The organism is Phyllobacterium sp. LjRoot231 (genome assembly GCF_964253365.1).
In the GTDB taxonomy this organism is placed as follows: Bacteria; Pseudomonadota; Alphaproteobacteria; order Rhizobiales; family Rhizobiaceae; genus Phyllobacterium.
In genome coordinates this window covers 2,479,870-2,506,764 of record NZ_CAXUQT020000001.1, presented here as the reverse complement: position 1 = coordinate 2,506,764, position 26,895 = coordinate 2,479,870, and the positions used below count along the sequence as shown (strand labels likewise).

The 26,895-nt window shown below is 57.8% G+C and carries 26 protein-coding genes and 1 pseudogene; 10 read left to right on the top strand and 17 right to left on the bottom strand.

Annotated features, from left to right (window positions below; translation table 11 throughout):
- The first annotated feature begins 10 nt into the window (after window positions 1–10).
- Together ACSQ3H_RS12290 and ACSQ3H_RS12285 are read left to right on the top strand one after the other, a co-directional pair.
- On the top strand, window positions 11–1,063 hold the full coding sequence (locus ACSQ3H_RS12290) for a hypothetical protein (RefSeq protein WP_436117327.1): 1,053 nt from the start codon (window positions 11–13) through the stop codon (window positions 1,061–1,063).
- 253 nt (window positions 1,064–1,316) lie between these two features.
- Entirely contained in the window at window positions 1,317–2,162 is an 846-nt protein-coding gene (locus tag ACSQ3H_RS12285) for a class I SAM-dependent methyltransferase (RefSeq protein WP_436117326.1), read from the top strand.
- A gap of 14 nt (window positions 2,163–2,176) precedes the next feature.
- Here the strand turns inward: ACSQ3H_RS12285 and ACSQ3H_RS12280 are convergent.
- Both ACSQ3H_RS12280 and dksA read right to left on the bottom strand, forming a co-directional pair.
- Window positions 2,177–2,295: pseudogene (locus ACSQ3H_RS12280) on the bottom strand (IS66 family transposase); the annotation flags it as partial.
- Between the two features lie 161 nt (window positions 2,296–2,456).
- The gene (gene dksA, locus ACSQ3H_RS12275; protein ID WP_091877580.1) at window positions 2,457–2,873 is read right to left on the bottom strand and encodes an RNA polymerase-binding protein DksA; all 417 of its coding nucleotides are present in this window, start codon (window positions 2,871–2,873) and stop codon (window positions 2,457–2,459) included.
- Window positions 2,874–3,257: 384 nt separating this feature from the next.
- On the opposite strand from dksA, the gene ACSQ3H_RS12270 reads away from it, so the two are divergent.
- From ACSQ3H_RS12270 to ACSQ3H_RS12255, 4 genes are all read left to right on the top strand, one after another.
- A complete protein-coding gene (locus ACSQ3H_RS12270; RefSeq protein WP_436117325.1) occupies window positions 3,258–3,773 on the top strand; it encodes a SixA phosphatase family protein in 516 nt (171 codons plus the stop codon).
- Window positions 3,774–3,846: 73 nt separating this feature from the next.
- Entirely contained in the window at window positions 3,847–5,310 is a 1,464-nt protein-coding gene (locus ACSQ3H_RS12265) for a YcjX family protein (RefSeq protein WP_436117324.1), read from the top strand.
- Window positions 5,307–6,374: a YcjF family protein gene (locus ACSQ3H_RS12260; protein ID WP_436117323.1), complete on the top strand. Its 1,068-nt coding sequence runs from the start codon at window positions 5,307–5,309 to the stop codon at window positions 6,372–6,374. The genes ACSQ3H_RS12265 and ACSQ3H_RS12260 overlap by 4 nt, the downstream gene beginning before the upstream one ends.
- 120 nt (window positions 6,375–6,494) lie before the next feature.
- A complete protein-coding gene (locus ACSQ3H_RS12255; RefSeq protein WP_436117322.1) occupies window positions 6,495–7,031 on the top strand; it encodes a hypothetical protein in 537 nt (178 codons plus the stop codon).
- Here the strand turns inward: ACSQ3H_RS12255 and ACSQ3H_RS12250 are convergent.
- Genes ACSQ3H_RS12250 through folP form a run of 4 tightly spaced genes read right to left on the bottom strand, consistent with a single transcriptional unit; the run spans window position 7,028 to window position 9,130 of the window.
- Window positions 7,028–7,366, bottom strand: coding sequence for an XRE family transcriptional regulator (locus tag ACSQ3H_RS12250; protein ID WP_436117321.1), 339 nt, complete (start codon window positions 7,364–7,366; stop codon window positions 7,028–7,030). The genes ACSQ3H_RS12255 and ACSQ3H_RS12250 overlap by 4 nt on opposite strands.
- Window positions 7,356–7,721: a type II toxin-antitoxin system RelE/ParE family toxin gene (locus tag ACSQ3H_RS12245; protein ID WP_436117320.1), complete on the bottom strand. Its 366-nt coding sequence runs from the start codon at window positions 7,719–7,721 to the stop codon at window positions 7,356–7,358. Before ACSQ3H_RS12245 ends, ACSQ3H_RS12250 begins: the two co-directional genes overlap by 11 nt.
- Before the next feature lie 60 nt (window positions 7,722–7,781).
- Window positions 7,782–8,294: a 2-amino-4-hydroxy-6-hydroxymethyldihydropteridine diphosphokinase gene (gene folK / locus ACSQ3H_RS12240; protein WP_436117319.1), complete on the bottom strand. Its 513-nt coding sequence runs from the start codon at window positions 8,292–8,294 to the stop codon at window positions 7,782–7,784.
- Window positions 8,291–9,130, bottom strand: coding sequence for a dihydropteroate synthase (folP, locus tag ACSQ3H_RS12235; protein WP_436117318.1), 840 nt, complete (start codon window positions 9,128–9,130; stop codon window positions 8,291–8,293). The genes folK and folP overlap by 4 nt, the downstream gene beginning before the upstream one ends.
- Window positions 9,131–9,260: 130 nt before the next feature.
- Here folP and ACSQ3H_RS12230 point away from each other — a divergent pair, with 130 nt between their 5' ends.
- The gene (locus ACSQ3H_RS12230) at window positions 9,261–9,878 is read left to right on the top strand and encodes a DUF922 domain-containing Zn-dependent protease (protein WP_436117317.1); all 618 of its coding nucleotides are present in this window, start codon (window positions 9,261–9,263) and stop codon (window positions 9,876–9,878) included.
- Here ACSQ3H_RS12230 and ACSQ3H_RS12225 read toward each other — a convergent pair whose 3' ends face one another.
- From ACSQ3H_RS12225 to ACSQ3H_RS12215, 3 genes are all read right to left on the bottom strand, one after another.
- Window positions 9,879–10,907 (bottom strand): NAD(P)/FAD-dependent oxidoreductase, encoded by a 1,029-nt coding sequence (locus ACSQ3H_RS12225; protein ID WP_436117316.1) that lies wholly within the window; start codon window positions 10,905–10,907, stop codon window positions 9,879–9,881. It lies immediately after the preceding gene.
- Window positions 10,908–11,103: 196 nt separating this feature from the next.
- On the bottom strand, window positions 11,104–11,424 hold the full coding sequence (locus ACSQ3H_RS12220) for a 2Fe-2S iron-sulfur cluster-binding protein (RefSeq protein ID WP_436117315.1): 321 nt from the start codon (window positions 11,422–11,424) through the stop codon (window positions 11,104–11,106).
- Between the two features lie 82 nt (window positions 11,425–11,506).
- Window positions 11,507–11,926 (bottom strand): winged helix-turn-helix transcriptional regulator, encoded by a 420-nt coding sequence (locus tag ACSQ3H_RS12215; RefSeq protein ID WP_436117314.1) that lies wholly within the window; start codon window positions 11,924–11,926, stop codon window positions 11,507–11,509.
- A gap of 105 nt (window positions 11,927–12,031) precedes the next feature.
- Here ACSQ3H_RS12215 and ACSQ3H_RS12210 point away from each other — a divergent pair, with 105 nt between their 5' ends.
- Window positions 12,032–12,871: an oxidoreductase gene (locus tag ACSQ3H_RS12210; RefSeq protein WP_436117313.1), complete on the top strand. Its 840-nt coding sequence runs from the start codon at window positions 12,032–12,034 to the stop codon at window positions 12,869–12,871.
- Here ACSQ3H_RS12210 and ACSQ3H_RS12205 read toward each other — a convergent pair.
- Window positions 12,858–13,226, bottom strand: a complete 369-nt coding sequence (locus ACSQ3H_RS12205) for an Hpt domain-containing protein (protein ID WP_436117312.1) — start codon at window positions 13,224–13,226, stop codon at window positions 12,858–12,860. The genes ACSQ3H_RS12210 and ACSQ3H_RS12205 overlap by 14 nt on opposite strands.
- A gap of 303 nt (window positions 13,227–13,529) precedes the next feature.
- Here ACSQ3H_RS12205 and ACSQ3H_RS12200 point away from each other — a divergent pair, with 303 nt between their 5' ends.
- Window positions 13,530–18,509 carry a kinesin gene (locus ACSQ3H_RS12200; protein WP_436117311.1) on the top strand — a complete coding sequence of 1,660 codons (4,980 nt, stop codon included), beginning with the start codon at window positions 13,530–13,532 and terminating at the stop codon, window positions 18,507–18,509.
- A gap of 246 nt (window positions 18,510–18,755) precedes the next feature.
- On the opposite strand, the gene ACSQ3H_RS12195 is transcribed toward ACSQ3H_RS12200, so the two are convergent.
- Genes ACSQ3H_RS12195 through ACSQ3H_RS12180 form a run of 4 tightly spaced genes read right to left on the bottom strand, consistent with a single transcriptional unit; the run spans window position 18,756 to window position 22,457 of the window.
- Window positions 18,756–19,397: an ABC-type transport auxiliary lipoprotein family protein gene (locus ACSQ3H_RS12195; RefSeq protein WP_436117310.1), complete on the bottom strand. Its 642-nt coding sequence runs from the start codon at window positions 19,395–19,397 to the stop codon at window positions 18,756–18,758.
- A 20-nt stretch (window positions 19,398–19,417) separates the two neighbouring features.
- Window positions 19,418–20,410, bottom strand: a complete 993-nt coding sequence (locus ACSQ3H_RS12190; RefSeq protein WP_436117309.1) for an MlaD family protein — start codon at window positions 20,408–20,410, stop codon at window positions 19,418–19,420.
- A 3-nt stretch (window positions 20,411–20,413) separates the two neighbouring features.
- Complete coding sequence (locus tag ACSQ3H_RS12185; RefSeq protein WP_436117308.1) at window positions 20,414–21,271, bottom strand: ABC transporter ATP-binding protein; 858 nt, start codon at window positions 21,269–21,271, stop codon at window positions 20,414–20,416.
- 10 nt (window positions 21,272–21,281) lie between these two features.
- Window positions 21,282–22,457 carry an ABC transporter permease gene (locus ACSQ3H_RS12180; RefSeq protein WP_436117307.1) on the bottom strand — a complete coding sequence of 392 codons (1,176 nt, stop codon included), beginning with the start codon at window positions 22,455–22,457 and terminating at the stop codon, window positions 21,282–21,284.
- Between the two features lie 57 nt (window positions 22,458–22,514).
- On the opposite strand from ACSQ3H_RS12180, the gene dgcA reads away from it, so the two are divergent.
- Window positions 22,515–23,498, top strand: a complete 984-nt coding sequence (gene dgcA, locus ACSQ3H_RS12175; RefSeq protein WP_436117306.1) for an N-acetyl-D-Glu racemase DgcA — start codon at window positions 22,515–22,517, stop codon at window positions 23,496–23,498.
- On the opposite strand, the gene ACSQ3H_RS12170 is transcribed toward dgcA, so the two are convergent.
- Genes ACSQ3H_RS12170 through ACSQ3H_RS12160 form a run of 3 tightly spaced genes read right to left on the bottom strand, consistent with a single transcriptional unit; the run spans window position 23,495 to window position 26,713 of the window.
- Window positions 23,495–24,772, bottom strand: coding sequence for an MFS transporter (locus ACSQ3H_RS12170; protein WP_436117305.1), 1,278 nt, complete (start codon window positions 24,770–24,772; stop codon window positions 23,495–23,497). The two genes, dgcA and ACSQ3H_RS12170, sit on opposite strands and share 4 nt — an antisense overlap.
- Window positions 24,773–24,825: 53 nt before the next feature.
- Entirely contained in the window at window positions 24,826–25,902 is a 1,077-nt protein-coding gene (locus ACSQ3H_RS12165) for a glycosyltransferase family 4 protein (protein ID WP_436117304.1), read from the bottom strand.
- Entirely contained in the window at window positions 25,892–26,713 is an 822-nt protein-coding gene (locus ACSQ3H_RS12160) for a UDP-2,3-diacylglucosamine diphosphatase (RefSeq protein ID WP_114428810.1), read from the bottom strand. Before ACSQ3H_RS12160 ends, ACSQ3H_RS12165 begins: the two co-directional genes overlap by 11 nt.
- Window positions 26,714–26,895: the final 182 nt, after the last annotated feature.

The window sequence follows — 26,895 nt, the reverse complement described above, 5'->3', positions numbered from 1 at the left end:
AGAATTTGTCATGAACGCTTGGCTTGCCACTATTGTTGGCGAAAGCGCTGCCCCCATCGTGGGATTTATTCTTCTGTTCATTCTGGTTATCGCCCTGCTTCTCCTGGTCTTCGCGGTATTGCGGCGGGTGACGGGCGGTACATTCGTCGCGGGCGGGCGCAACCGGCAGGTGCGCCTCTCGGTTACCGATGCAGCGGCTGTTGATAATCGCAGGCGGCTGGTACTCGTCCGCCGCGACGATGTCGAGCACCTGATCCTGATCGGCGGCCCCAGCGACGTGGTCATCGAGCAGAATATTCGCCAGTTCGCACGGCAGCCGCGGGTTGAGCCGGCAGCGGCCGCAACGACGCCCGAGCCTGAATCGAGGCCCGAACCGAAGGCGGCGGAAGCACCTCGCGCCCAGCCCGTCACGCCGCCTCGTGTCGCACCTCCAGCGCCACCGGCTCACACCCCTGCTCCACCTGCTCAGGCAGCGCCAGCGCCGCAGATACCGCTTCGTCCGGCACCGCCACAACAGGCAGAGCCGCCAAGGGAAATGCGCCCGCCTGAACCACCGAAACAGGCAGAGGTATCGGCGGCCCCGTTGCCACCTATCCCGCCGATGCAACCCGTTCCGCCAGCCTCAAGAGCTCCGGCAGCGACGCCTGCCGCGCCGATCGAGCCTCCAATCATAAGCGCGCCTGCCCGGGACAATGGCTGGCAGCGAACCGCCTCGCCCTCCTTTGGAACTGCACCTCGCGCCGAACCGAAGATCGACACGCCAGAACCAGCCGGGGATGTGCCTGCGGAAACCAGGACGACGACTGCCGCCGCATTCCCCTTCGCTGTGCGCAACGAACCGGCGGCCACCACCGCCGAGGAACAAATGCTCGACGCTCCCATGGAAACGGAAGAATCTGAAATAACCTTGGGTGATATGGACTTCAGCGACGCGTTCGAAACAGATCTCGGAAGTGAGCTCAATATCGCGCCAGGCAAGGAAGAAAAGCCTAAGAAACAGGACAGTATCGAAGACGAGATGGAACGGCTGCTGGGAGATCTTTCTCGACCCGAGAAACGTTGAGACCCTTCGATAATCCGTAAGCGGTGTTCTCAGGCCACGGCCTTGAGCTTGGGAGTGCGGATGTAGGCCCAGGGCAGGAGCTCGTCGATCCGGCCGTTCGGATGGCCGTTGACAATCCTGGATAAGCGGTATTTTCTTCCGACACTCATATAGCGATACGAGGTGCGAGCCGGATGGCGCAAGGCAGACTAACCTGCGCTACAAGGCCATGCCCATGAACGCCGTTATTCGGACCTAAGGCCCAGTAGACAAAATGAACAACGCCTCAAATTCCGAACAAATTACATCGGCTGGGCACAAGCTCAGCGCCGGCGGACATCTTGACGTTCATTATCTGGCGCTAAAGGACGAGTATGATGCCACTCTTCGTGCCGCCGGCATCCGACCTGGCTGGTCAGTGCTTGACGCAGGTGCAGGGAATGGGGTCTTCCTGCCTTTAATGGCGGAATTGCTGGGCGTCGAGGGACATATCGAGGCTCTAGATCTGGCACGGGAAAATGTTGAGGCAATCGAAGGCTTGATTGCAAGCCAACAGTTTACCTGTCCGATAAGCGCGCGAACCGGTGACATCACCGCGCTGCCGTATGAGACGGGCACGTTCGATGCGGTTTGGAGCGCGAACGTCATCCAGTATCTGAGTGACGAAGAGCTAACCCAAGTAATCGAGGAGTTCTGCCGCGTCGTGAAACCGGGCGGACTTGTTGCCGTGAAGGAGGTCGATATCTCGGTTTGGCAGTATCAGCCGCAGGATCCTAAACTGACGTGGCGTCTGCTCGATGCGCTATCTGATGATATACAGATGTCCGGCGCCATGAGGGGAACTCGCGTGTCAGCCTGGTTTCGAGCGGCGGGCCTTGAGAACGTCTCTGCCATCACAACGCTAGCAGAGCGCCGTCAGCCACTCAGGCCCGTGGAGCGCGAATACATCCGCAACAATCTCGAATTCTTATCCGGGCTTGCCCGAACGTGCGACTTGCCAGAAGCGGATCATCACCAATGGAAGGCGATCGGCGAAGAGCCGGAGCGCCTGATTTCCGACCCCGACTTCTGCTATCGCGAAATGTGGGTACTCAGCTTGGGTATAGTGTCGAAGTCCTAAGCCAACTTCCGCTGGCGGCTCTTTTCCTGACGGTTGGCACTGCGCTCTTCGTGCGTCCGACGCGTATCTCATCTTCGATCTTGTAGAGTTCGGCAATGCGTTGGAGCGCCTCGCTTGCAATGGGTGCCGGACCGACTCTTCTTCGAAAAAGTCCACTCCGCTCCGGTTCTCGAAAACCACGCCATCTGCCTCATCAGGCTGAATTCTTGAAAAGGTCTCCCTGGAGCTGCTTTAATCACTACAAAAACAAAAAGGCCCGGAAAACCGGGCCTTTTCTTTAATTCGGATTGCAGCTCAGTCGTCGCGGTAGACTTTCTCGCGCCGTTCGTGACGTTCCTGAGCTTCGATCGACAAGGTTGCGATCGGGCGCGCGTCGAGACGCTTCAGACTGATCGGATCGCCGGTTTCCTCGCAAAAACCGTAGGTCCCATCGTCGATGCGCTGCAAGGCAGCATCAATCTTGGAGATCAGCTTGCGCTGGCGGTCACGGGCCCGAAGCTCAATGGCACGGTCCGTTTCGGATGATGCACGGTCTGCGATATCCGGCAGATTGGCATTTTCCTGCTGCAGGATCTCAAGCGTTTCACGCGCCTCCCGCAGAATATCATTTTTCCAGTTGATCAGTTTTTCACGAAAATAGGATTTCTGCCGATCACTCATGAAGGGCTCGTCATCCGTGGGCTTGTAGTCAAGATCGATAAGTTTATTCATCTTTGAATCACCCTGCACCTATGAGACGCGAGGAGGCCTATATAGGTCGTGTCAGATTGGCGCACAACTACAAAAAGACATGTAAATCAAAGAAAGAAACCGTGCTTTTTTGCTCAAATTATCGGCAAAACCGCCAAGATTCATCGATTCTCTCAACAAAAATACGAGGAAATGATGATAAATTCCGGTGTTCTGTAGCTCCAAGGCTCTACTATTGGTTGTAGTCTGCCTTGCAAAAATGCATGCCGCCCAGAAATTCTACAGGCCTGTTTTGCACAATTATTTAATAATCGTCATATTTGCCGCAGAGGATTTATCCAACATTTGCGTCTTTCGGGGAAGCGTGGCACCTGTTGAAGCAATTATCATCAGGGGAGTTGCAGGATGAGCCAGGTTTATTTGCTCCGGCATGCAAAAGCAGTCTGGCCGTCCCCCGGCCAGAAAGACTTCGACCGGACGCTCGATACGGGCGGCATCGAAGCCGCCAAGGTCCTGGGTGAGGAACTCAGGCGCTCCGGACTGAAACCGGAGATCGTTTTGTGTTCACCCGCGATCAGGGCGCGACAAACCCTTGAGTACGTTGATATCCAATCTCCTTTCATCCTAGAAGATTCCGAAAAGCTCTATTCGGCCGGTCCTGACGCCTATCTCATGGCGATTCGCATGGCCGGGCTCGAACACGAAGCAGCCAACTCCGTGATGCTGATCGGTCATAACCCGATGATGGAGGAACTGGCCACAGCCCTCGCCGGCCGTGGCAATCCTCCCAGCCATGCGACCTTCGTATCGGGCTTTCCGACTGCCGCCCTTGCTGTTATCCAGTTTGACAGCCCGCTTGCAGAAATCCGCCCGGGAACCGGCACCTTGCAGGCTTTCTTTTCTCCCTCCGAACATCTCTGACCACCTTTTGCTTGCCATTAAGGCATTGCCCACCCAAATGGGCTGAGATTAGCGCGGCCATAGGACGGTTGAATTGGGAACACTGACGACACTTACCGACGAAGCGAAAATCGCGCTCGATACGCTGGCCGACCGCACCAGCGGACTCATGTCCCCATCGCTACGGCTCGGTGTCACCGGCCTTTCTCGTGCCGGCAAGACTGTCTTCATCACCGCACTGGTGCATAATTTGATCCATGGCGGCCGCCTCCCGCTGTTTGAGGCGCAGAAATCCGGACGTATCGCCCGCGCCTATCTCGAGGAGCAGCCCGACGATGCAGTCCCGCGCTTTCAGTATGAGGATCATCTGAAGGCGCTGATCGACGAGCGCATCTGGCCGGACTCGACGCGGGCAATCTCCGAACTGCGCCTGACGATCGAGTATGAATCCGCCTCGATGTGGAACCGCATGTTCTCGGGCGGCAAGCTTTCCGTCGATATCGTCGATTATCCCGGTGAATGGCTGCTCGATCTGCCGCTGCTGGGTAAAACCTATGCGGAGTTTTCCAGAGATTCGTTTGAGTTGGCGCAGCTTGAAAGCCATCGCGACCTCGCGGCCGACTGGTTCAAGGTATCGGACGGCGCAGACGCGGATGCTCCTGCGGACGAGATGACAGCACAGCGCCTGGCAAAAAGCTTCACCGATTATTTGAAGGCAGGAAAGGCCGATGAGCGAGCACTGTCAACGCTGCCGCCCGGCCGTTTTCTGATGCCCGGCGACCTTGAGGGTTCGCCGGCGCTTACCTTCGCCCCGTTGCCGAAGCTCGAAAGCGGGAAGCCCCGCCCCGGCTCGCTGGCGGCGATGATGGAGCGGCGCTACGAGGCCTACAAGACCCATGTTGTGAAGCCGTTTTTCCGCGAGCATATTGCCCGGCTCGACCGGCAGATCGTCCTTGTCGATGCCATGCAGGCATTGAACGCGGGACCCTCGGCTGTGGCTGATCTGGAACGCGCGCTGACCGAAATCCTCTCCTGCTTTCGTCCCGGCAGCACGAATTTCCTGACAGGCCTCGTGCAACGGCGCATCAGCCGCATTCTGGTCGCAGCAACGAAGGCCGATCATCTGCACCATGAGAGCCATGATCGACTGCAGGCCATCGTCCGGCGCCTGGTCGATCGCGCTGTCAGCCGTGCCGATTTTTCCGGTGCAAGCGTCGATGTGCTGGCAATGGCAGCAGTCCGCGCCACGCGCGAGGCGACGGTGACGCAGGGCAAGGAAACGCTGCCGGTCATCATCGGAACGCCGCTGAAAGGCGAAACCATCAACGGCGAAAAGTTCGACGGCAAAACCGAAACAGCCATATTTCCCGGTGACTTGCCGGCAAAACCGGACTCAATCTTTGAACATCCGGAATCGATTTCTGAAGACCCGGCCATCCGTTTCGTCCGCTTCCGCCCGCCCCGGCTGGAAAAGACCGCTGAAGGCCTCACTCTGTCTTTGCCGCATATAAGGCTCGATCGCGCGCTACAATTCCTCATCGGAGATCGCCTCGCATGAATCCTCGCAAGCCAGCCTCGTTTCGTGTCGAACAGCCGGAGCTAACAGAGGCTCTGCGCAAGGCCACGCCCGCGCAACAGCGCAAACCGACCGCGATCAAGGATGTCGCGGTCATCACACCGGCAGCCGTCGATGTGTTCGACCTCGATTCGGAGGCGGCGAGCGAACTCGATGCACTGACGCCGCCGCCTGCTCTGGCGCAAAAGAAACGTTTTTCTTTTGCCTCCCTGCTCACCGGCGCACTTGGCGTGCTGGTCTCGCTGGCGCTGGGTCTATGGGCCGATAACCTCATTCGCACGCTGTTCGAGCGTGCGCCATGGCTTGGCTGGGTGGCGCTTGGCGTCAGTGTCCTCGCAGCGTTCGCGCTGATTGCCATTGTCCTCCGCGAGGGACTGGCGCTCCGCCGCCTCGCCTCGGTGCAACATTTGCGCGACGAAGCTGCCAAGGCTGCCTCGGACAACGACGCTCGCGCGGCGAAAACTGCTGTCGGCAAGCTCGTCTCCATTGCCGAAACCCTGCCCGCTACGGCCAAAGGCCGCGCTCTGCTACACGATCTGCGCGATGACGTGATCGACGGGCGCGACTTGATCCGGCTTACCGAGACGGAGCTGCTACGCCCCTTAGACAGGCAGGCGCGGGAGATGATCCTTGCCGCTTCCAAGCGCGTTTCAATCGTCACTGCGGTCAGTCCGCGTGCACTTGTCGATATCGGCTATGTGGTGTTCGAATCGGCACGTCTCATCCGGCGGCTTTCCGAGCTCTACGGCGGCAGGCCGGGCACCCTCGGTTTTCTCAAGCTGACACGCAATGTCATCGCGCATCTTGCCGTCACCGGCACAGTGGCGATGGGCGACAGCATTATCCAGCAGCTGGTCGGCCACGGTTTGGCAGCACGGCTTTCAGCGCGGCTCGGCGAAGGTGTGATCAACGGGTTGATGACCGCCCGCATCGGCATTTCCGCTATGGATCTCGTGCGACCCTTCCCGTTCAATGCGGAAAAGCGCCCGAGCATCGGCGATTTCATTGGCGATCTGGCGCGTATAGGTGGTGCAAAAAAGCCATAGCGCCGAGGTTCCTGTCTTCATGGGGTTGCAATTTAGCCGAGAATGGCAACCATCCATTAACCATTCCGGACGATGATCGCCTCAGTAACCCATTCCAATGATTTGTGTTGAGTCTTGTCGATGAAAAGAAGCGCAGCAGCCGCTACCCTGTCCCTGTTCGCCTGCGCGTTTCTGGCGTTGCCGGCACAAGCCAAGGACAAGGACGCCGAATTCTTCCAGACCGTGGAAGGTCAATGGGTCGGTCCCGGCGAGATTGTTGCCGGCAAGTACAAGGGCACGAAATTCGTCTGCACCCTCGATGGAACTACGCCAGAGGAAAAGGCCGGCATGACGCTGGACGGCAGCTGCCGCGTCGGCATTTTCAACCAGCCGATGAAGGCAACGATCGTTCGCGCCGGCAACAGCTACAAGGGCAGCTTCCTCGATGGTTCGGCCGGTAAGGGTCTCGACATCACCGGCGGCAATGTCTCCGGCAACCGCGTCGTGCTCGCCATCAGCCGCAAGCAATTGAGCGGCGCCATGCAGGCAAAATTCAACGATGACAACACGATGAACGTCACGATTTCGGTGCGGCTCGATGCAGAGTTGATCCCGGTCGTGGGTATGACGTTGAAGCGTGTTGATGCAACCGCTGTGGGCAGTATTGCGAAGAACTAGCGTTCAATCCCGCGCTTTTCAGACAAATCGCTAAAGCTCTTGATCTTCACGCTATGGCCACCAAATTTTGCCGTTATTTCTAGCTCACCGCCCATTGCCTCAATAAATCGGCGGAGCGTGCTGACATACATATCGGCCCGTTTTTCAATCTTGGCGACCGATCCCTGTCCAACTTGAAGCGTTTGCGCAAGTTCATCCTGCGACAACTTCATTGCACGCCTCACTTCGGCAAGATCCATCTCCTCCTCCAAACTCAAGGAAGCAATCTCCACTTGCTTTTGTGCTTCTGACGTCATGCGCGCCCGTAATTCTGCAAATGAATGTCTACCGGCCATTGTCTTTTTCCTTTTTAAGTTCCGCGAGATGAACATCGTAGAGATCGTCGGCCACCGGAATCATCCGATCATAAAAACGCTTATCTCCGGTCTTATCACCACCGATAAGCAAAATTGCCCATCGACGCGGATCGAAAGCATAGAATACCCGTATTGGCTTGCCGCTGGATTGCACCCGCAACTCTCGCATATGGTCGTGTCTCGAAGCACTGATCCCGCTTGAATACGGAAAAGGCAAATTAGGTCCACGCTGCTCAAGTTTGCCTACATGTGCAGCTACGCTGATTTGCTCGCTTTCACTAAGCGTTTCCCACCATTGTCCAAACTCGTCCGTATATTCGACTGGCCACAGCATAGCAATATTATGCCTTTCATGGAATAATAAATAGGTATGGTCGTAATAATTAGAGCTCGTTCATTTCCACCAGCCCGCATCGCTGCGGGCTATTTCTATGCCGGTTCTGTCGCAAAGGACGGCCCATTGCACGACGGTCTTACCGCTGATCACCAGATCCGGCACGATATCGGCGAGCGGCACCATCACGAAGGCTCGCTCGGTCATGCGTGGGTGCGGCAAGGTGAGCGTTGGGCTTTCGAATTCTTCCAGACCTTCATAGGCCAGTACATCGATATCGATGATACGGGGGCCCCAACGTTCGAGCCGCTGGCGTTTCAAGCGCTTTTCCACATCGAGACAAGCTGCGAGTAGCGCTTCCGGATCGAGCGAGGTCTCGACTTCGGCGCAGGCATTGTGAAACCATGCCTGATCTGTCTTGCCCCATGGCGGAGTCTTGTAGATCGGCGAGACCGCCAGAACCCGCGTATCGCCGGTTTGGTCCAGCGCACGCAATGCCTTGGCCATTGATGCTACTGGATCGCCGATATTGCCGCCAAGCCCGAGCCACGCCTTGTGTTTCGGAGCTGTCATTTCCTCTCTCTGCGCGATTTCAATACCGCATCCGCCAGTGCCAAGGCGCTTTGGCTCATCGCGACGTTGTGCACCCGGAAAATATCCGCACCGGCGATCCGCAGGATCGCTGACGATGCGGACGTGGCGACGTCCCATTCCTGTTGCTCACCGCCCGAGGTCGCGCGCAGGAAACGTTTGCGCGATGTACCGACAAGAAACGGATAGCCGAAAGCCGAAAGCTCCGAAAAACGATCCATCAGGGCAATGTTTTCCGCCGTATCCTTGGCAAAGCCAAAGCCGGGATCGAGCACGATCTGGTCGCGCGAAACGCCAGCCACCTTGGCAATTTCCAGTGAACGGTTGAGGAAGGCGAACTGATCGACGATGACATCCGGATCGCGTTCCCGCTCGCGTCCAGTATGCATGATGACGAGCCCGGCTCCGGTTTCTGCCGCGAGATCGGCTATGGCAGGCTCGCGCTGCACACCCCAGACGTCGTTGACGATATGGGCACCGGCAGCGACGGCGAGCCGGGCGGTTTCCTCACGGTAGGTATCGACGGAGATGATGATATCCGTCTCTTTTACCAGCGCTTCGATCACCGGCAGAATGCGCGATTGCTCGACTTCAGGCTCGACGCGTGTGGCGCCCGGACGGGTCGATTCGCCGCCCACATCGATGATCGACGCGCCCTCAGCGATCATCTCCCGCGCGCCCTCCAGAGCCTGATCCAGAGAATAATGCACACCGCCATCGGAAAAAGAGTCCGGGGTGACGTTGAGGACGCCCATGATCAGCGCGCGGTCGCCTAACGTCAGAGACCGGCCATGTGCCAGTTTCCATTCTCTTTGCATCGGCGCGCTCCTTGAACTTCACAAATCCTTGTCCTGTTTTTGATCAGAACGTGCGTAACGTCAATTCATCCGCAATGTTTTTGACGATAGTGTCAGGATCGGGCAGACTTGGCTGAAAAGGAAATACCAAATGCATATTTTTGCCAAAGCTGCATCCCTCGGTATGGCGCTTCTCATGGCTGTACCCGCCGCCAACGCGGCAACAGTCCTGCGCAAATACGAATATTTCGCGCTGAACGGCCGCACGGCAGCCGATCTTGATCGCGAACTGTATCGCCGTGGACCGGTTCTGCAAAAAACGGGCCAGCGTCATCCCGGTATGACGAAGATGCGCTTCACCAACAGGATAAAATACGGTTCGGACGGCAAGAACTGCCGTGTTGTTGATGCAAACATCGTCGTTCATGCCCAGATCTACCTGCCGCGCTGGGTACAGCGGCGCACGGCGAAGCCGGATCTCGCACTGATCTGGGATACGCTATCCGCAGACATCAAGCGGCACGAGGAAAGCCACATCGTCATTGCTCGTACGGCAGCGGGCGATATGGAGCGCGCGATCAAGGCGCTGCCCTGGCGCAGCGATTGCACCGCATTGAAAGCCGATATCGATGGTTTGACGACCAAGCTGATGAGGCAGCACGATCTTGCGCAAATCCAGTTTGATCGCGTCGAGGCCGTCAATTTCGACAGCCGATTCGAGCGGCTTCTGGTTTTCCGGTTGCAACGCGAGTTCGCAAAAACTCCCTGATTACTGGTTCACGCCGAGCTTCTTCTGCAGGCTAGTCGATGATGTAGTGTACTGGAACACAATGCGCTCGCCCGGACTGACGATATGCTTGGCCGCCTGGGTCATCAGCGCCGCCTCGTGGAAGCCCGAGAGGATGAGCTTCAGCTTGCCGGGATAGGTGTTGATGTCACCGATAGCGAAAATGCCAGGCTCCGATGTCTCGAAGGTTTCGACACTCACCGGAATGAGATTTTCGTGCAGGTTAAGCCCCCAACCGGCGATCGGTCCGAGCTTCATTGTCAGGCCGAAGAACGGCAGCAGGCGCGTAACCGGAATGTCGATTTCACTCTCGGCACCCTTGATCGTTGCGTGCGAAAGTTGGCCATCTTCGCCTTTGAGCCCGGAAACCTGACCGAGTTCGAAACGCACGCTGCCACTTTCAACCAGTTCAAACATCTTCTTGACGCTGTCCGGTGCAGCACGAAATTCGGCACGGCGATGGACAACGGTAAGGCTGCGCGCGATCGGTTGCAGATTCAGCGCCCAGTCCAGCGCGGAATCGCCGCCACCGACAATCAAGATGTCCTGATCGCGAAATTCCTCCATATGGCGCACGGAATAAAAGACGCTCTTGCCCTCATAGGCTTCGATGCCCGGTACCGGCGGGCGCTTCGGCTGGAACGAGCCACCGCCGGCGGCGATCACGACAACCTTGGCTTCGAACACCTCCGCCTCGTCGGTTTCTACATGGAATGTACCGTCCGCCTGCCGCTCGAGCTTCGTTACCATGCGGTTGAAATGGAACTGCGGCGCGAACGGCTTGATCTGCTCCATCAGCTTTTCGGTGAGATCGTGCCCGCTGATAATAGGCCAAGCCGGAATGTCGTAGATCGGCTTTTCCGGATAAAGCTCGGCGCACTGGCCGCCCGGACGGTCCAGAATATCGATGAGATGGCATTTGAGATCGTAAAGGCCAAGCTCGAACACCGCGAACAGGCCAACAGGTCCCGCGCCAATGATCACAACATCGGTTTTGATAATTTCGCTCATCGAAAATTCCTCATGCCAGGACTTCTGCATGCCGTGCAGACAAAAAGGGTAATGGCTGGGCGTTCAGGACGCACGGGCTGCACAGCGCGTAACGATTGCACTCGCGAAGGTCAAGAGAACGCATTCCACCGCGGCCTGAAACAGCTGGAACGGCAGCTATTCTAATCGGTAGATGAGAAAATATCAGCCGATATTATCAGGCCTGACGCTCGGGAACATGGACGACGAGGCCATCGAGATCGTCAGAAACGCGAATCTGACAGGACAGGCGCGAATTCGGGCGAACGTCATAGGCGAAATCCAGCATGTCCTCTTCCATCGCTTCCGGCTCGCCCGTCGTGGAGGTCCATTCTTCATCGACATAGACATGGCACGTGGCGCAAGCACAAGCACCGCCGCATTCCGCATCGATGCCCGGCACCGCATTGCGGATGGCATTTTCCATTACGGTCGAGCCGTTTTCCGCGTTCGTTTCAATACGCGCGCCGTCGTGAGTGACAAAAGTGATCTTTGCCATAAAAATTCGCCCCAAAGCAGGAAAGTTACCGCTCACATAGGGATTTTGGCGGGCAAGTCAATTGCATTCCCTGACGCAGCCGCTAGCGCGGGTCGGAGTTTGCGGATGTGGGCGTTACAGCTTCATTGCGCGCGGCGGTGAATGCCGGAAGGTGCTCGATAATCCAGTGCCAGAGCGGAACTGTTTGCAAAAGAAGCTCATAGCCGAGCGGCGTAAGTTCGTATTCAACCCGCGGTGGTACCTGGGGATAAAGCGTTCGTGTGATCAGCCCGTCCCGCTCCAGCATGCGCAAGGTCTGCGTCAATACCTTCTGGCTGATGCCGCCTACCCGCTCGAGCACGCGGGAAAACCGCAAAGGCCCGCCTGCAGCTTGCAATATCTGCAATGTGCGCAGCGGCCACTTGGCCGAGACCCGCTCAAACATTTCACGCGCAAATTCATCCTGTTCATCGGTCATGGTGGCGCAAAAGTCGATGGCTTGCTGTGGAGGTTGGACGGTCATTTCAGTTCCTCAGTTACCAACAGGTATGTATAGTTCCAACGGGTGCCTTCTTTCAAGGAGATACAATAAAGCCTATATCGCCTCCGATAAATCAAGGAGACATCCATGGTACAGGTATGGTTGATTACGGGCAGCTCCCGCGGCCTCGGCAGGTCGTTGGCAGAGGCAGTGCTTGAAGCAGGCCACAAGCTCGTCGCCACGGCGCGCAATCCTTCACAGCTTTCCGACCTGGCGGAGCGTTATGGCGACCAGGTCCGCGTATTCGCACTCGACGTGACAGACCCGGAAGCGGCAGACGCGGCGATAAAAAGCGCGGTCGATACGTTCGGGCGGCTCGACGTTCTCGTTAACAATGCGGGCTATGGCAATGTCAATGCAATCGAGGACACCAGCCTTGACGAATTCCGGGCGCAGATCGAGACCAATCTCTTTGGCGTCATCAACGTCACCAAGGCTGCGATCCCGGTGATGCGTGCGCAGAAATCCGGCCACATCATACAGTTTTCTTCGGTCGGCGGCCGAATTGGTGCGCTGGGCCGCGCCCCCTATTCCGCCGCAAAGTGGGGCGTCGAGGGTTTCTCGGAAGTGCTGGCCAAGGAAGTTGGTCCGCTGGGCATCAAGGTGACAATCATCGAACCGGGTGGTTTTCGTACCGACTTTGCCGGCGCTTCGACGACGATCCGCGATGGACGTCCCGAATATGATGCAACAGTGGGCGTAGTGGCCCGTTTCCAGCGCGATTACAACGGCAAACAGCCAGGCGATCCTGTCAAGGCAGCTACAGCCGTCCTTCACATAGCCAGCCTCGAGGAACCACCGTTACGCTTGCTACTCGGCAGCGACGCTGCGAACGCGGTCGAAAAGAACGACCTGGCAAAGATCGAGGCCGACCGCAAATGGCGGACGTTGAGCGTTTCGACCGACTTCGATACTAGCGCGTTATAGCGGCTATATAATCGCGGACATCATCGACGACCGGCGCCATGTCCTTGACTTTCTTCAAATCGCTTGGCGCCTGTTCGATGGCTTCGGCCATCTCGGCAACGCGAAACGCTCCGACCGCACGCGCCGAACCTTTCAACGATTTGGCGAGACGAACGCGCTCGTCAGTGTTGGCGTGAGCCAGCCGATCAACGATGCCGCATGTCTGGCGGGAAAACAGATTGAGGATTTCGGTTTCGAGGGCCCTGTTGCCAAACGTCTCGCGTGTCAAATGGACGAGATCGATTGGCCGCTTGCGCGATGGCTTCGACTTTTCGCCTCCCGGCGATGCAAAGGCCATCGATGCTTGTTGTGCCATTGGGTACTCTCCTGAACGCTTTACAATTGAACTAACAACTTTACTCAAATGTCTCTGATTCAAGGTTAAAACGTGGCAAGCGTTGCGGGGAAATGGCCGGTTATGGTGAACAGACGGTAAATTTTGGTGTTCGTATGAAATTTCGCTCGACCTGAAAAAATTAACCTTGTGTTTAAACTTTTAAGCATTTCCCGAATCCATTGTTTCTTTCCAATCCATGTGCCAGTACGATACAGTAGCGGTGTAAAGAGTATGGTGCGGTGGGCTTCACATGTGGTCACCGCCCAATATTGTGAGGTAAACATGGCCACAGCCCCGAAAAGCAAAGCAGTGAAGGCCGAAGATGAACTAGGCCAAGCTCTTGAAAAGGCTCTTGAAATTGATTTCGATGAGTCCACGCTTGGAATGGATATGGATTTGTCACCTATCGATGACGAACTCTTGTCCTTCACTGATTTGGAAGCGCAGATATCGCAGGCAGCTCAGGAATTGGCAGCGGAAAAACATACCCCGCCTGCAACTCCGGAACCTGTGAACGCGCCGGAAATCAAGGCGCCTGTCGCCGCTGAGCCATCTACTCCTCTGCCTGCACCAAAGCCGCAGATCAAAGCTGCCAACCCCATCCCTGCCGCACCGCCAGCGCCGCCCAAGGCTCCGGCAGTGCCCGCACAGACCTTCAAGCCGGCAAATGATGATTTGCTGCAGACGACGACTATAACGCGCCCGGCCAGTGCCGTGCCTGCGCCAAAATCCTATGCCCTGACAACAGTGATCGTCAGCGTCCTTTGGGCGGCGGCAGTGCTTGCGCTCGGCAATGCGCTTTATGGCTCCGAGCTGCGGTCAATCCGTTCATTCGCAGATTTTGCCGCAGCACCGCATGCAATTGCCATGGTCGTCGCCATTATTGTGCCGATCATGCTGTTTTGGGCCTTTGCAGTCATGATTCGCCGCGCCCAGGAAATGCAATATGCCGCGCGCTCAATGGCCGAAGCTGCGATGCGCCTGTCCGAACCGGAAATGATGTCCTCGGACCGTGTCGCCTCGCTTGGCCAAGCCGTACGCCGCGAAGTGGCTGCCATGAGCGAAGGTGTCGAACGGACCCTCGCCCGTGCAGTCGAACTCGAAACGCTCGTGCAGACCGAAGTCAACCAGCTCGAACGGGTCTATACGGACAACGAATATCGCATCCGTACCCTCGTCGACCGCCTCGGCGGCGAACGCGAATCGGTCATTGGCCATGCCGAACGCGTCCGCGCTTCTATTTCGAGCGCGCACGAGCAGTTGAAAGATGAACTGTCGCAAGCGGGGGATTCATTGCGCGACAATCTCGCCAATGCTTCGACCAACCTGACCATGTCCATCAGCCAGTCCGGCGAAACGCTCATCGACCGGCTGACGCAAAGCGGACAGAATATCTCCGAATCGATCGTTTCGCGTTCCGACGACATTTCGCACAAGATCAGCACTTCCGGCGAAGCCTTTGCAAATCTTCTGGAAATGCGCATTGCGGCCCTGTCCGAACAGACCGATGCCGTAACGATGAAACTTGCCGATACGCTGGATGGCCGCACCAACAGCATGCTGTCGCTGCTCGGCAATGCCACGCAGACGCTGGTCGGCGAATTCGATACGCGCCTCGCTGGACTCGACACCACAATCAACGAACGTGGCCGTTCACTGCTCGCCGAGTTCGAGACGCGCGCGCAATCGCTGGATACAAGCACCGAGCGCCTCAATTCTGCGCTGGAAGCCCGCGCCCGCCAGATCAACGAACAACTGATCGAGCGTACCCGCGATATCGCCAAAACCTTTACCGACGGCCGCGCCTCGATCGATGGGATCATCGATGAGACCAAGGCCAAGATCGGCAACGACCTGTCGAGCCTGTCTGACTCCGTCGGCAGCCTCCTCTCCACCAATGCGGCGGCCTTTGCCGACAAGCTGGTCGAGAGCCGCGAGGCACTCGCCGCAACACTGTCTGTCGAAACAGACCGTGCGGCCAACGTCATTCGCGAACAGGCGGGCCAGATCGGCGACCATACGTCGAACCTCAAGACCATCCTCGAAAGCAGCACCGCCGCCATCGGCCAGATTATCGGAGGCCATGGCTCATCCCTCGAAAGCCAGGCTGCGGGCTTGCGTTCTGCCCTCGACGACAACGATGCGCGCATCGGCTCGGCGCTCGAGCAGCACGCCAAGGCGATCGAAGACCGTACATCGGGCATGCACGCCGCCTTCTCCGATACGGATGCCAAAATCCGCGAAACGCTGGACGAGCATGCGCGTACCATCGATCTGCGCAGTTCAACCATTGAAGCGGCAATCCAGGCCAACGATTCGCGGATCGGCCAGACGCTCGACGCACATGCCAAGATCTTTGAGGATCGCACGTCGGGCATGCGCGCCGCATTCGTCGATACGCACGCCAAGATTGCGCAAACCCTTGATCATCACGCCAAGAGCCTCGACGAGCGCAACCAGGAAATCCAGTTGGCTCTGTCGAGCAGTGACGGCAAGCTGGCCGAGACATTGGCGGCGCATACGCAGGCTATCGATGCTCGCAATGCGGAAATCCAGTCGACATTGCTCTCCAGCGGTGCGCGCATCGACGACACGCTGGGTGGCTTCATCGACTCGGTTGACGACCGTACCAACCGTATTGAGTCCGCGCTCACCAGCAGTGATGCGCGCATCAGCGATGTCCTGGCATCCCATGCGAGCGCCATCGAGGATCGCACCGCCGGTATCGAGCAGGCGCTTAGCAACAGTGATCAACGCATCGGCCAGACCCTCGCCTCGCATGCGACCTCGCTCGACGTGCGCACTGCGGGGATCCAGTCCGCACTCGAAAACACCCATGCACGCATCGGTGAAACGCTTGCCCAGCATGCAAACGACATTGAGGAGCGCACCTCGGGCATTCGTTCGGTGCTCGATAACAGCAACAGCCAGATCGCGAATACACTCAACCGGCATGCAAATGATATCGAGGAACGCGCTGTAAACATCCGCGCCACGCTCGATAACAGCAACAGCCAGTTTGGCGAAACACTCGCATCGCATGTCGGCGCTCTCGAAGAACGCGCGACAGCAATCCGGGCTGCGCTTGCGGACAGCGACACCCGCATCGGCGACACGTTGAACGAACATGCAGGCATGCTCGATGACCGCATTGCCGGCATCCGCGCCGCCATGGAACAGGGCAACGCCGCCATTGGCCAGACCTTGGACAACCAGGCAAGCGCCATCAGCGACCGCACGGTTGCACTGCAGGCTATCCTGCAGGACAGTGCCGAAGTGCTGGCCAAGGCCTTCGACAACCATGGCGGAACCATCGACGAACGCACATCGACGATGCAGAACGCTCTGGCGATGGGCGTCGAAAATGTGCGCAAGTCGCTCGAACAGAGTGCGACCGTCGTGGCACGCAGCCTGCGGGACAAGATCACCGAAGCCGCCTCGTCCCTTACCGGCGAAGCACAGAAGGCCGGCGAAGCGCTCGACGGCCACGGCGAGGCATTCAGCCTGCGCATGAACGAAAGCCTTGCGCAAACCGAAAAGCGTCTCGGCGAACGGGCCCGCGAAGCCGCAGCCAATCTGGAAGCGCTCGAAGCGCGCTTCTCTGCGGCAACGGATTCGACTGCGTCGAAGCTTGCGGAAAGCACGCGCGAACTCAACGAAGTTCTCGCTGCCCGCTCGCAGGAGATCATAGGCATTCTCGACAACACTGCACAGCCGCTTGTGGACAGCCTCGCTGACAATGGCCGTACGCTGGCTTCGCAGCTGGTCGAGGCGACAACTGCGGCAACCGAGCGCCTGCGAGTCGAAAACGCGGCCCTGATCAATGCCATCGCCAGCCGCACGGCCGAGACCATCACCGCCGTTCAGGCTGCAAAGGCTGGCCTCACCGACGACGTCAGCAATCTGATCGACCGGCTCTCCGCTTCCAACGCGAAGCTCGGCGAGTTGATCGATATGGCTACCAAGAACCTTGGCGACATCGATGGGCGTCTGCTCGACACGACGACGACCTTCGCCGAAAACGCAACGAAGGCGGCGGAGTCGTTCCAGACGTCGACCCGCCTTATCGATGGCAATCTCGGCAAGCTGTCGCAACTGTCGAGCTCGACGCTGACGGACATTTCCGCCATCGCCAAGAGCTTCGAAGAACATGGCAGCATGCTCGACAAGGCATCCGAACTGATCAATGCGTCGCAATCGAACCTCGCATCTACCTTCGACGAACGTCAGGAAGCGCTGCAGAGCCTTGCGGCCGGTTTGATCGCGAAATCGGAAAGCGTCGAAAAGACCATGCGTTCGTTCGAGTCGCTGGTTTCCTCGGCATTCGACCGTGCCGAAGGCCGGGCAACACAGACAACCGAACAGATCCGCAACTCGATCTCGGAAGTCGTCGAACAGGCGTCGCAGAAGTTCGCCAATGCAACGGACGAAATTCGCCGCTCTTCCGCTGCCATCCGCGCGGAACTGGAGGAAACCCGTTCCGAGCTGCAGCGCGGCGTCATGGACATGCCGGAAGAAGCCAAGCAGTCGACCGCGCAAATGCGCAAAGCTGTGTCCGAGCAGATCAACGCTTTGAAGGAACTCGCGGAAATCGTTCAGAAATCCGGCCGTTTGACCGATGTTGGCGAGGCCCGTGCAGTGCGCGCAGCGACGCCCACTCGGACATCGGCCGTCGCAGCACAGCCGCAGCGTACCGAACCGGCGGCGGCCCCGCGGGCATCCGCACCTGCGCCGGCTTCTACACCGGCACAGGCACCTGCAATGCGCGGCACCCTCGATGTTCGTGGCAGCGCAGCTCCGGCTGCACGCCCTGCCGGTAATGGTTGGGTTTCGGATCTCTTGCGCCGCGCATCGAGCGACGAGGCACAAGCCGAGCCAAAGGCGAAGGCACCCGAGACTGGCGGACGCTCACCTGGCCAGGTCGTCGAATCGCTGAACTCCTTGTCGATCGACATCACCCGCGCGATCGACCATGAAGCATCGGTCGAACTCTGGCAGCGTTATCGCGCTGGCGAACGCAACGTGTTCACCCGCCGTCTCTATACGCTGAAGGGTCAGCAGACATTCGATGAGATCAAGCGCAAGTATCAGGGCGACAGCGAGTTCAAGCGCGCCGTCGACCGTTACATGGATGATTTCGAACGCCTGCTCGAAGACGTTTCCCGCAATGACCGCGACAATGTCATGGCGCAGAACTACCTGACGTCGGATACAGGCAAGGTCTATACGATGCTGGCGCACGCGAGTAACCGGCTGAAGTAAGAATTGGTATATGGATGTGAAAAACGCGGCTTCGGCCGCGTTTTTTGTTGGGGAGAACCAGGACGGACACTGCAATCATTGTGCGTGGTTCGACAAGCTCACCACGAGGGAGGTGGTTATTTGCAATTACAATCGGCAACCGTAGCGGTTCCTAGCTCCCTGCGAACCCCGACGTTCCTCATGGTGAGCTTGTCGAACCACGCACAATGATTGCAAATTTTAAAAAGAACAGGGAGATAACCCTGCCTAAATCACCGAAAGCGTCCACTTGACGATATCGCTCGTGGCACTGTCAAAGGCCCTGTCAAGCGCGGCAATATAGAGCGCATTGCCTTGCCCGCTTACCGGCCCACCCACCGGTGACGTTGAGCGGAAAACCCGCGACGAACGCACGGTTCCGTTCGTGTCGTTCAGTATCTTGACAGCGATTTCGACGACAGCGGTTTCCCCGGCGGACGCGTCGATATCGAAAGTGCGGATGTCGCTGATCACCTGATAGTCGATCGCGAGTCCATCGCCCGGACGACCGACGCCGCCGAGACGGCCGGTGCTTTCGAACGCCTGGAGCAGACGTGACTGCACGATATTCGGCAGGCGATCAGCCCATTGTGCGCCTTTGAGATAGGAAATCGAATTAGGGCCGGAGCGGACAACGACATTCTCGCCATCCAGCGCCTTGAGCGCCGAGGGCGCCGCGATCAGGATCTGACGCCCCTGCTTCTTCGCTGAAGACACGGAAGGCGAAGCACTGGAAAGATCGAACGTATCAAGCTTTTTAGAGCTGGCGCAGGCTGAAACGGACAAAGCCATCAGCAGACCGGCAACTGTCGTTCTTGAACTCACCAATGCCCCCGTCCCTGCGAAGCGTGACAACCCATTGACTCTCATGCGATGCGAATCGGGCAAAGTCAACGGCGTGTGCGTCCGTCATATTCGGGAACGCTGCCGCCACCACCGAAAATCACGCGCTGCGGGTTTCTTTCAAGATCGGTGATTGCCCGTTCGATGCGTTGTACTGACTGACGGCTCTCATTTACGAGCGCCTGCACGTCCCGCAGGCCCTGTCCGGAGAATCGGTTGATGTTGTCGGCGATCGGACCGAGCCGGGTATTCAGATTGTCGGCGACTGCACGATAGGATTTGAGCGTATCCTGCGCTTCCCTGACGACGCTGCCGTCCTGATCCGATAGCTGTTTGTCGAGCTTGGCGAGAACGCCATCGACCCGCGTCGATGCAGTGTTGAGGCGGGTCATCATTTGCCGCGCTTCTTTTACCACAGCCTGAACATCTTCAGCGCTCTGGCTGAATTTGTCGATGACATCGGAATTGTTGGCGAGCGCGTCGGTGAACTTCTTGGTGTTGCTGACCGTGTCGACCAGCGGCCCCTTCACTTCGGTGATGAAGCTTTCAATGGTACCCACTGCACTATCCACACGCTCAAGAATTGTCTGCGCCTTCTGCAAAAGGTTGTTCACCACCGAAGGATCGGCATCCATACGGGCGATCTGATCATCTTTCGCAGCTTCTTCCAATAGATTAGGCTCGTTGAGCTTTCCACCCTTGAGTTCGATGAAGGCCTGTCCGGTCAGGCCGGCAAAGCCCAATGTCGCCTGGGTGGATCGGGTGATCGGAGTCGTCGCGTTGACTTCCGTCTGGGCGATAACCGCATCGGGATTGTTGGCATCGATGGACAAGCGCCGCACGCTGCCAACCTTGATGCCGTTGAACAGAACCTGGCTGCCCTCGGCCAGTCCGGTGACGGAGCCTACGATGCGGATTTCGAGCGTTGCGGTTTCGCTGCGATCGCCATAGCGGGCGATCCAATAGACGAATCCAAAGGCGAGGATACACACTACGAGCGTGAAGACACCGACCAGGACATAGTTGGCTTTCGTTTCCATAGATTACTTCGTCTGATCCTGCTCTGCCTTGGGCTGTTCGTGGGTCGACCGCCGCCTGTTATTGCCATTGGATACTATCTGGCGTGCGCGCTTTCCGCGGAAATATTCCTGAACCCACGGATCATCGAACGCCAGCATATCTTCAATGGTTCCCTCAACGAGAACCTTCTTCTTACCCAATACCGCGATTCGGTCGCAAACGGCGAACAGGCTGTCGAGGTCATGGGTCACCATATAGACCGTCAAACCCATCGTATCGCGCAAATTGGCGATAAGTTCGTCGAATTCCGCTGCACCGATCGGATCGAGACCCGAAGTCGGCTCGTCGAGAAAGACGATCTCCGGATCGAGCGAAAGCGCGCGGGCCAGTGCGGCGCGCTTGATCATGCCGCCCGAAAGCTCCGACGGGAACTTTTCCGCAGTATCGGGTTTGAGGCCGACCAGCTCGATTTTCAGCCGTGCGAGCTCATCCATGAGCCTTTGCGGAATATCGAGATATTCCCGCATCGGCACCTGGATGTTCTCAAGAACCGTCAATGCCGAGAAAAGCGCGCCCTGCTGAAACAGCACGCCCATGCGCATGTCGACGCCCAGCTTTTCCTGCTCCGAGGCGCGATCAATATCATGGCCGAATATTTTGATTTGTCCGCTCTGCTTTTGGTTGAGGCCGAGGATCGCCCGCATCAGCACCGACTTGCCGGTGCCTGACGCACCGACAAAGCCGAGAATCTCGCCGCGATAGACGTCAAGTGAGAGGTGATCGAGAATCTTCGCCTTGCCGAAAGAGACGCTGACATCCTTCACCGAGAGGATGACCTCGTGTGCGTCAGCGTCAGGTTGTCTGTTTGTTGCCGGAGTCATTCGCCTTGGCTCAAAAATTGATTGATGCGTAGAAGATTGCGAAAATGCCATCGACCACGATAACAACGAAAATGGACTTCACCACGGATGCCGTCACCCGCTGGCCGAGTGACTCGGCGCTGCCGCCAACCTTCATACCTTCCACCGAAGCCATGATGCCGATGATCATTGCCATGAACGGCGCCTTGATCAGACCGGCCAGATAGCTTGACGTATCGATTGCGTCGCGCAGCCGCTGGATAAAAGCATCGGGGGTGATACCCGAATAAGCCCAGGTGATTGTTATTGCACCGCCGAGAGCCGAGAAGTCTGCGATGATCGTCAACAACGGCAGGGCGATCACCAGCGCCACCAGACGCGGAAATACGAGAACGCCGACAGGATTGAGACCGATGACGGTCAAAGCGTCGGTCTCCTCGCGCATTTTCATCGAGCCGATTTCGGCGGTGATGGCGCTGCCGGAACGGCCGGCAATCATGATCGCGGTCAGGAGCACGCCGATCTCGCGCAACACCAGAATACCGACGAGATCGACAACGAAGATCTCGGCTCCGAAATAGCGAAGCTGAAATGCACCCTGCTGCGCGATGATCGCACCGATGATCGTCGACATCAGCACAACCACTGGCACGGCTCCGATACCCATGCTGTCGAGCTGGTGTACAATCGCTGCTGGCCTGATACCGCTGCGACCACTGCCCTTCATCTGGGCGCCGCGCACGGTTGCACCCAGGATATGCATGGCTTTGATAAAGTCGTCGCCAAACGCATATACAGTCCTGCCAATCGCTGCCAAAAAGCTGATCAACAGCGATGGCCGTTCGATATGGACGGGCTCCTCAGGTGCGGATGCTGCTTCGCCGACCGCATCGAACAACGCGCCCCAGCTTTCGGATCGCCCCTCGACCGTGACCTGCTTGCCTGCCTTTTCTAGCGTGGTGCGTAAGCGTTCGATCAGCCACGTTCCCGCCGTATCCAGCAATTCAATGCCGGAAAGTTCGATCACAGCGCTGGAAAAACTCTTGTCGTGGCCAATTTCGCGCATGCGGTCATCGACACGGCGAACATTGCGCGTGGTCCATGCACCCGATAGCGTGATCGTCGCGCGATCGCCATCCTTGCTGAATTCAACGTGAGGCGGCGCTGCGGTAGAAGCACTTGAATTGTTTGCTCTATCGGTCAACATCACACACACATATCGAGTCTCGTGCTTCCTGTCACTTGAACAATTAAGGCGTGAAATATGGTCCTGAGAATGGAGATTACGGTGGAGCGCTGGCCGATTGCCGGAACGTTTACAATCTCCCGCGGTTCGAAAACCGAGGCCGCTATCGTGCTCTGTACGCTGACCGATGGCAGGTTCGCCGGGCGCGGCGAATGCGTGCCCTATGCGCGCTATGGCGAAAGTCTGGAGTCGGTCTGCGCCGAGATCGAAGGGTTGCGCGTGGCCTTGGTAAATGGCGCTGCACGAGATGATTTACCGGGGTTGATCGGTGCCGGTGCCGCCCGTAATGCCGTCGACTGCGCTTTGTGGGACCTCGAGGCAAAGCGGAGCGCCAAGTCAGTCGCTGATATTGCCGGATTGCCTCCCTTGCGCGAACTCACAACCGCGGTGACTGTCTCCTTTGGCGATCCGGAGACGATGGCAGTCGCGGCTCGCGCTTTCGCCGGCCGGCCATTGATCAAGGTCAAGGTGGGCGGCGAGAACGATGTCGACCGTATTCGAGCAGTCGCAGAAGCTGCGCCTTCAAGCCGCATCATTCTCGATGCCAATGAAGGCTGGACGGACAATAACGTCGTCGAGAACATGCTGGCGGCGGCAAAGGCCGGTGTCGTTCTGATCGAGCAGCCCTTGCGTGCAGGAAGCGATGCCATCCTCGCTAAAATACCGCATCCGGTGCCGATCTGCGCCGATGAGAGCGCCCATGGTACAGATGATCTTCACATGCTGCTTGGCCGCTATGACAATATCAACATCAAGCTCGACAAGACCGGCGGGCTGACGGAAGCGCTGCGCATGCAGAAGCGCGCCCGTGAGCTTGGTTTCGGTATCATGGTTGGCTGCATGGTCGGGACATCATTGGCCATGGCGCCAGCGATACTGGTGGCACAGGACACGGATTTCGTCGATCTCGATGGACCGTTGATCCTGAAGGAAGACCGCGAGCCGGGGCTGGTTTTTGATGGCAGCCAGATCTCGCCGCCCAGATCCGAACTATGGGGTTAGACCTCCCGCTGTTCGAGCCTTAACGAGACAACGGCCAGGGAGAGGCCACAAGCGGCAAGCGCAACCATTGCGTAGAAACCGTAAATGCCGGTGGCGCTGTAGAGCGGACCGGACGCCATGGTGGCGATGGCGAGCGATGTACCGATGAAAAACGTCGAAAGACCTTGCGCCGTACCGCCGCGTTCCTCGGGTATGGTGAGCGCAATCATCTTCTGCATGCCGAGGAATGACAGCGCGAATGAAAAGGAATGCAGGCTCTGGACAACGAGAAATCCGCCAACGCCAAGACCGGCGGGCGCAATGAGCGGAAACACCGCCCAACGGAACATCGCTGCTGCCGAACCGATGATCAGTACTTTGGCCGGATGAAGACGGCCGAACAGCCGCCGGAAAAACGTAAACATGATGACTTCCGCCACCACGGAGATGGACCAGAACGCACCGATGACGGTTTCCTCCATGCCGATCGATTTCCAGTAGATCGCTGAAAAGCTGTACCCATAGGCATGGCTGGCCTGGGTGATGCCGGTGGCAATCAGAAAGGTGACGAAAGCCGGTCTGCGCAGCGCCCTGCCTGCATCGGCGATATCCACATCCGAGAGCGGCGAAAGACGCCTCGGCTTGCCGATGCGCGGCACGATGAAACTCATGCCGCATGCTGCGGCAAGGGTGCCTAGAAGTGCCCAGGGAATGATGTGTTCACCCACATGCTGGATGAACACACCGCCTATGAAGGACGTGAGAAGAAACGATATCGAGCCCCAGACGCGCATCCTGGCGAAATCGGCGCCGTAGCGGCGGACGCCTGACAGAGCGATCGTATCGGCCAGCGGCACCTGCGATGTCCACGGTGGGGCAAGCATCAGCGAAACGATCAGAATTCCCATGAAGCCGAACGGTACGAAGTAAAATGCCGCAACGATAACGGCGAGAACCGTCGCCATGGTCAATATATGCGCCCGATCATTGGAGCGATCGGCGAGCATCGAGACGAGCGGCGCTGCGACAACGCGCACGAACAGTGGCATCGACAAAACGATGGAGATTTGCGTCGGTGTCAGCGCGCGATACTCCAGCCACAGCGGGAAGTAGGGCAAATGCAAGCCGCTCGACATGAAAATAGCAAAATAAGCCAATGCAACCCGCAGCTCGAAGCGCGACGGCATGTCCTGGCTGGTATCCGCTGCAGCGGCCGTCATGGGAAAGACTTTCGGAAGATCGAGCGGTTCAGGCGGAATCGCAACACTGCGTTGCCTGAGATTCGCAACTATCACGAAATTCGCCAAGCGCCTAGAAGCGCTGGGGGTCATCCGCAATTAACGCGACACTACCGCGCCGGCATCGCCCGACTGGACTTTACTTTGCGCGATTTCAGTTCCCTCGCACCGCCAATCGTCGTCAGCACGCTCTCGAAAATGTCGGCGCAGGCTTCCCAGCTGAAGCCTTTGAGCCTGACATCTGGATCGACCCGGCCCATCTCCAGCGCACCCAATGCGGCCTTCTGCAAACTATCCGAGAGGACGCCAGCACCTGATGCGCCGATCACGTCCTTTGGGCCTGGTACGGGATAACCCGCAACGGGCAGTCCGCAGGCGATAGCTTCGAGCAGCACCAGACCGAACGTGTCGGTACGACTGGGAAACACGAAGACATCGGACCCTGCATAAAAGCGGGCAAGGGTCTCGCCCTCTCTCTTTCCGGCAAATACCGCTTCCGGATATTTCCGTTTCAACTCGTCCAGGTCAGGACCATCGCCGACGATAAGCTTGGTGCCCGGCAGATCGAGAGACAGGAAGGCTTCAAGGTTCTTTTCAGGGGCCACCCGGCCGACGCAGAGGAAGATCGGTCGCAGCAACTTGAGATCGACCTCCGGTTGCGGCCGGAAGAGTTCACGGTCGACGCCGCGCGTCCACACTTTTAGCGTCTCGAAGCCGCGTTCAGCCAGTTCGTCATGGATAGATTGCGTCGGGACAAGGCAATGTTCGGCAGCATTGTGGAAACGCCGCAGGAAACCGTACGACCACGACAGCGGAACCGGCAACCGCTCACGCAGATACTCGGGAAAACGCGTATGAAAGCTCGTGGTAAAGCGCCAATTATTCTTCAGGCATGCACGCCGTGCCATGATACCGAGCGGACCTTCGGTCGCGATATGAACGAAAGCCGGCTGCAGCGCTTCGATCCGCGCCCTGATCGCAGACGGGTGCGTCAATGCCAGACGGATTTCCGGATAGGTCGGGCAAGGCGCGGAGCGATAATCGGCTGGCGAGATGATCGTCACTTCATAGCCGCGCGCTTCCATCTGCTCGCGCAGCTTGGTCAGTGTGCGCACCACACCATTGACTTGCGGGTGCCAGGCGTCCGAGACGATGACCAGGCGCTTTGCTTGACCCTCAGGCTGCATTCGCCGCCTTTGGACGCTTGTCATCCAGCCGGACGACAGGCGCGAAGCCGGCCTGTTCGCCGATCAGATGCGTCCATGACAGGAGTTCCATGCGACCATCGAAGTGCTCGACGATTGCCGTGCAACTTTCCACCCAATCGCCCGTATTGATGTATTCGATGCCGTCGATCTGCTCGATCGTCGCATGATGAATGTGACCGCAGATCACACCATCCGCACCGATGCGCCGCGCTTCATCCGAGACCACCGTCTGGAACGAACCAATGAAATTCACGGCCTTCTTGACGCGGAATTTCGCCCAGGCCGAGAACGACCAGTAGCGCAGGCCGAGCATGCGCCGGACCTTGTTCATGATTGTGTTGATTGCGAGCGCCGCGTCATAAGCCCAATCGCCGAGATAGGCGATGTGACGGGCATTACGCACGACCACATCGAACTGGTCGCCATGGATGACGAGGAATTTCCGGCCATCCGCAGTCTCATGCATGATGCGGTCCATGACCTCGATGCCGCCGAAATGCGTTCCCTGGAAATCGCGCAGAAACTCGTCATGATTACCGGCGATGTAGAGGATACGCGCGCCCTTACGGCTCTTGCGCAGGAGCTTCTGCACGATGTCGTTGTGTTCTTGCGGCCAATGCCAATTGCGGCGCAAGCGCCAGCCATCAACGATATCACCGACCAGAAAGATCGTGTCGGCATCGTGGTATTTCAGAAAATCTAACAGAAAACTGGCCTTTGCACCTTTCGAGCCGAGATGCACATCGGACAGGAAAAGCGTGCGGAATTTGCGGGCCTCGATCTCGACCATGCTGCTGATCTCCGTTCAGCTGACGCAAAGCGCGTCCATTTGCGCTGACACAAACCTGATTCATGTCACAGTCTTATGACGGCGCAGAAAAGTGCGTGGTTCGGCAAGATAAGCACTTGTAACAAAATCGAGTTCGGTTATGCCTCTGGATGACATTTTAGCGTGCTGGAAAATTTGAAACG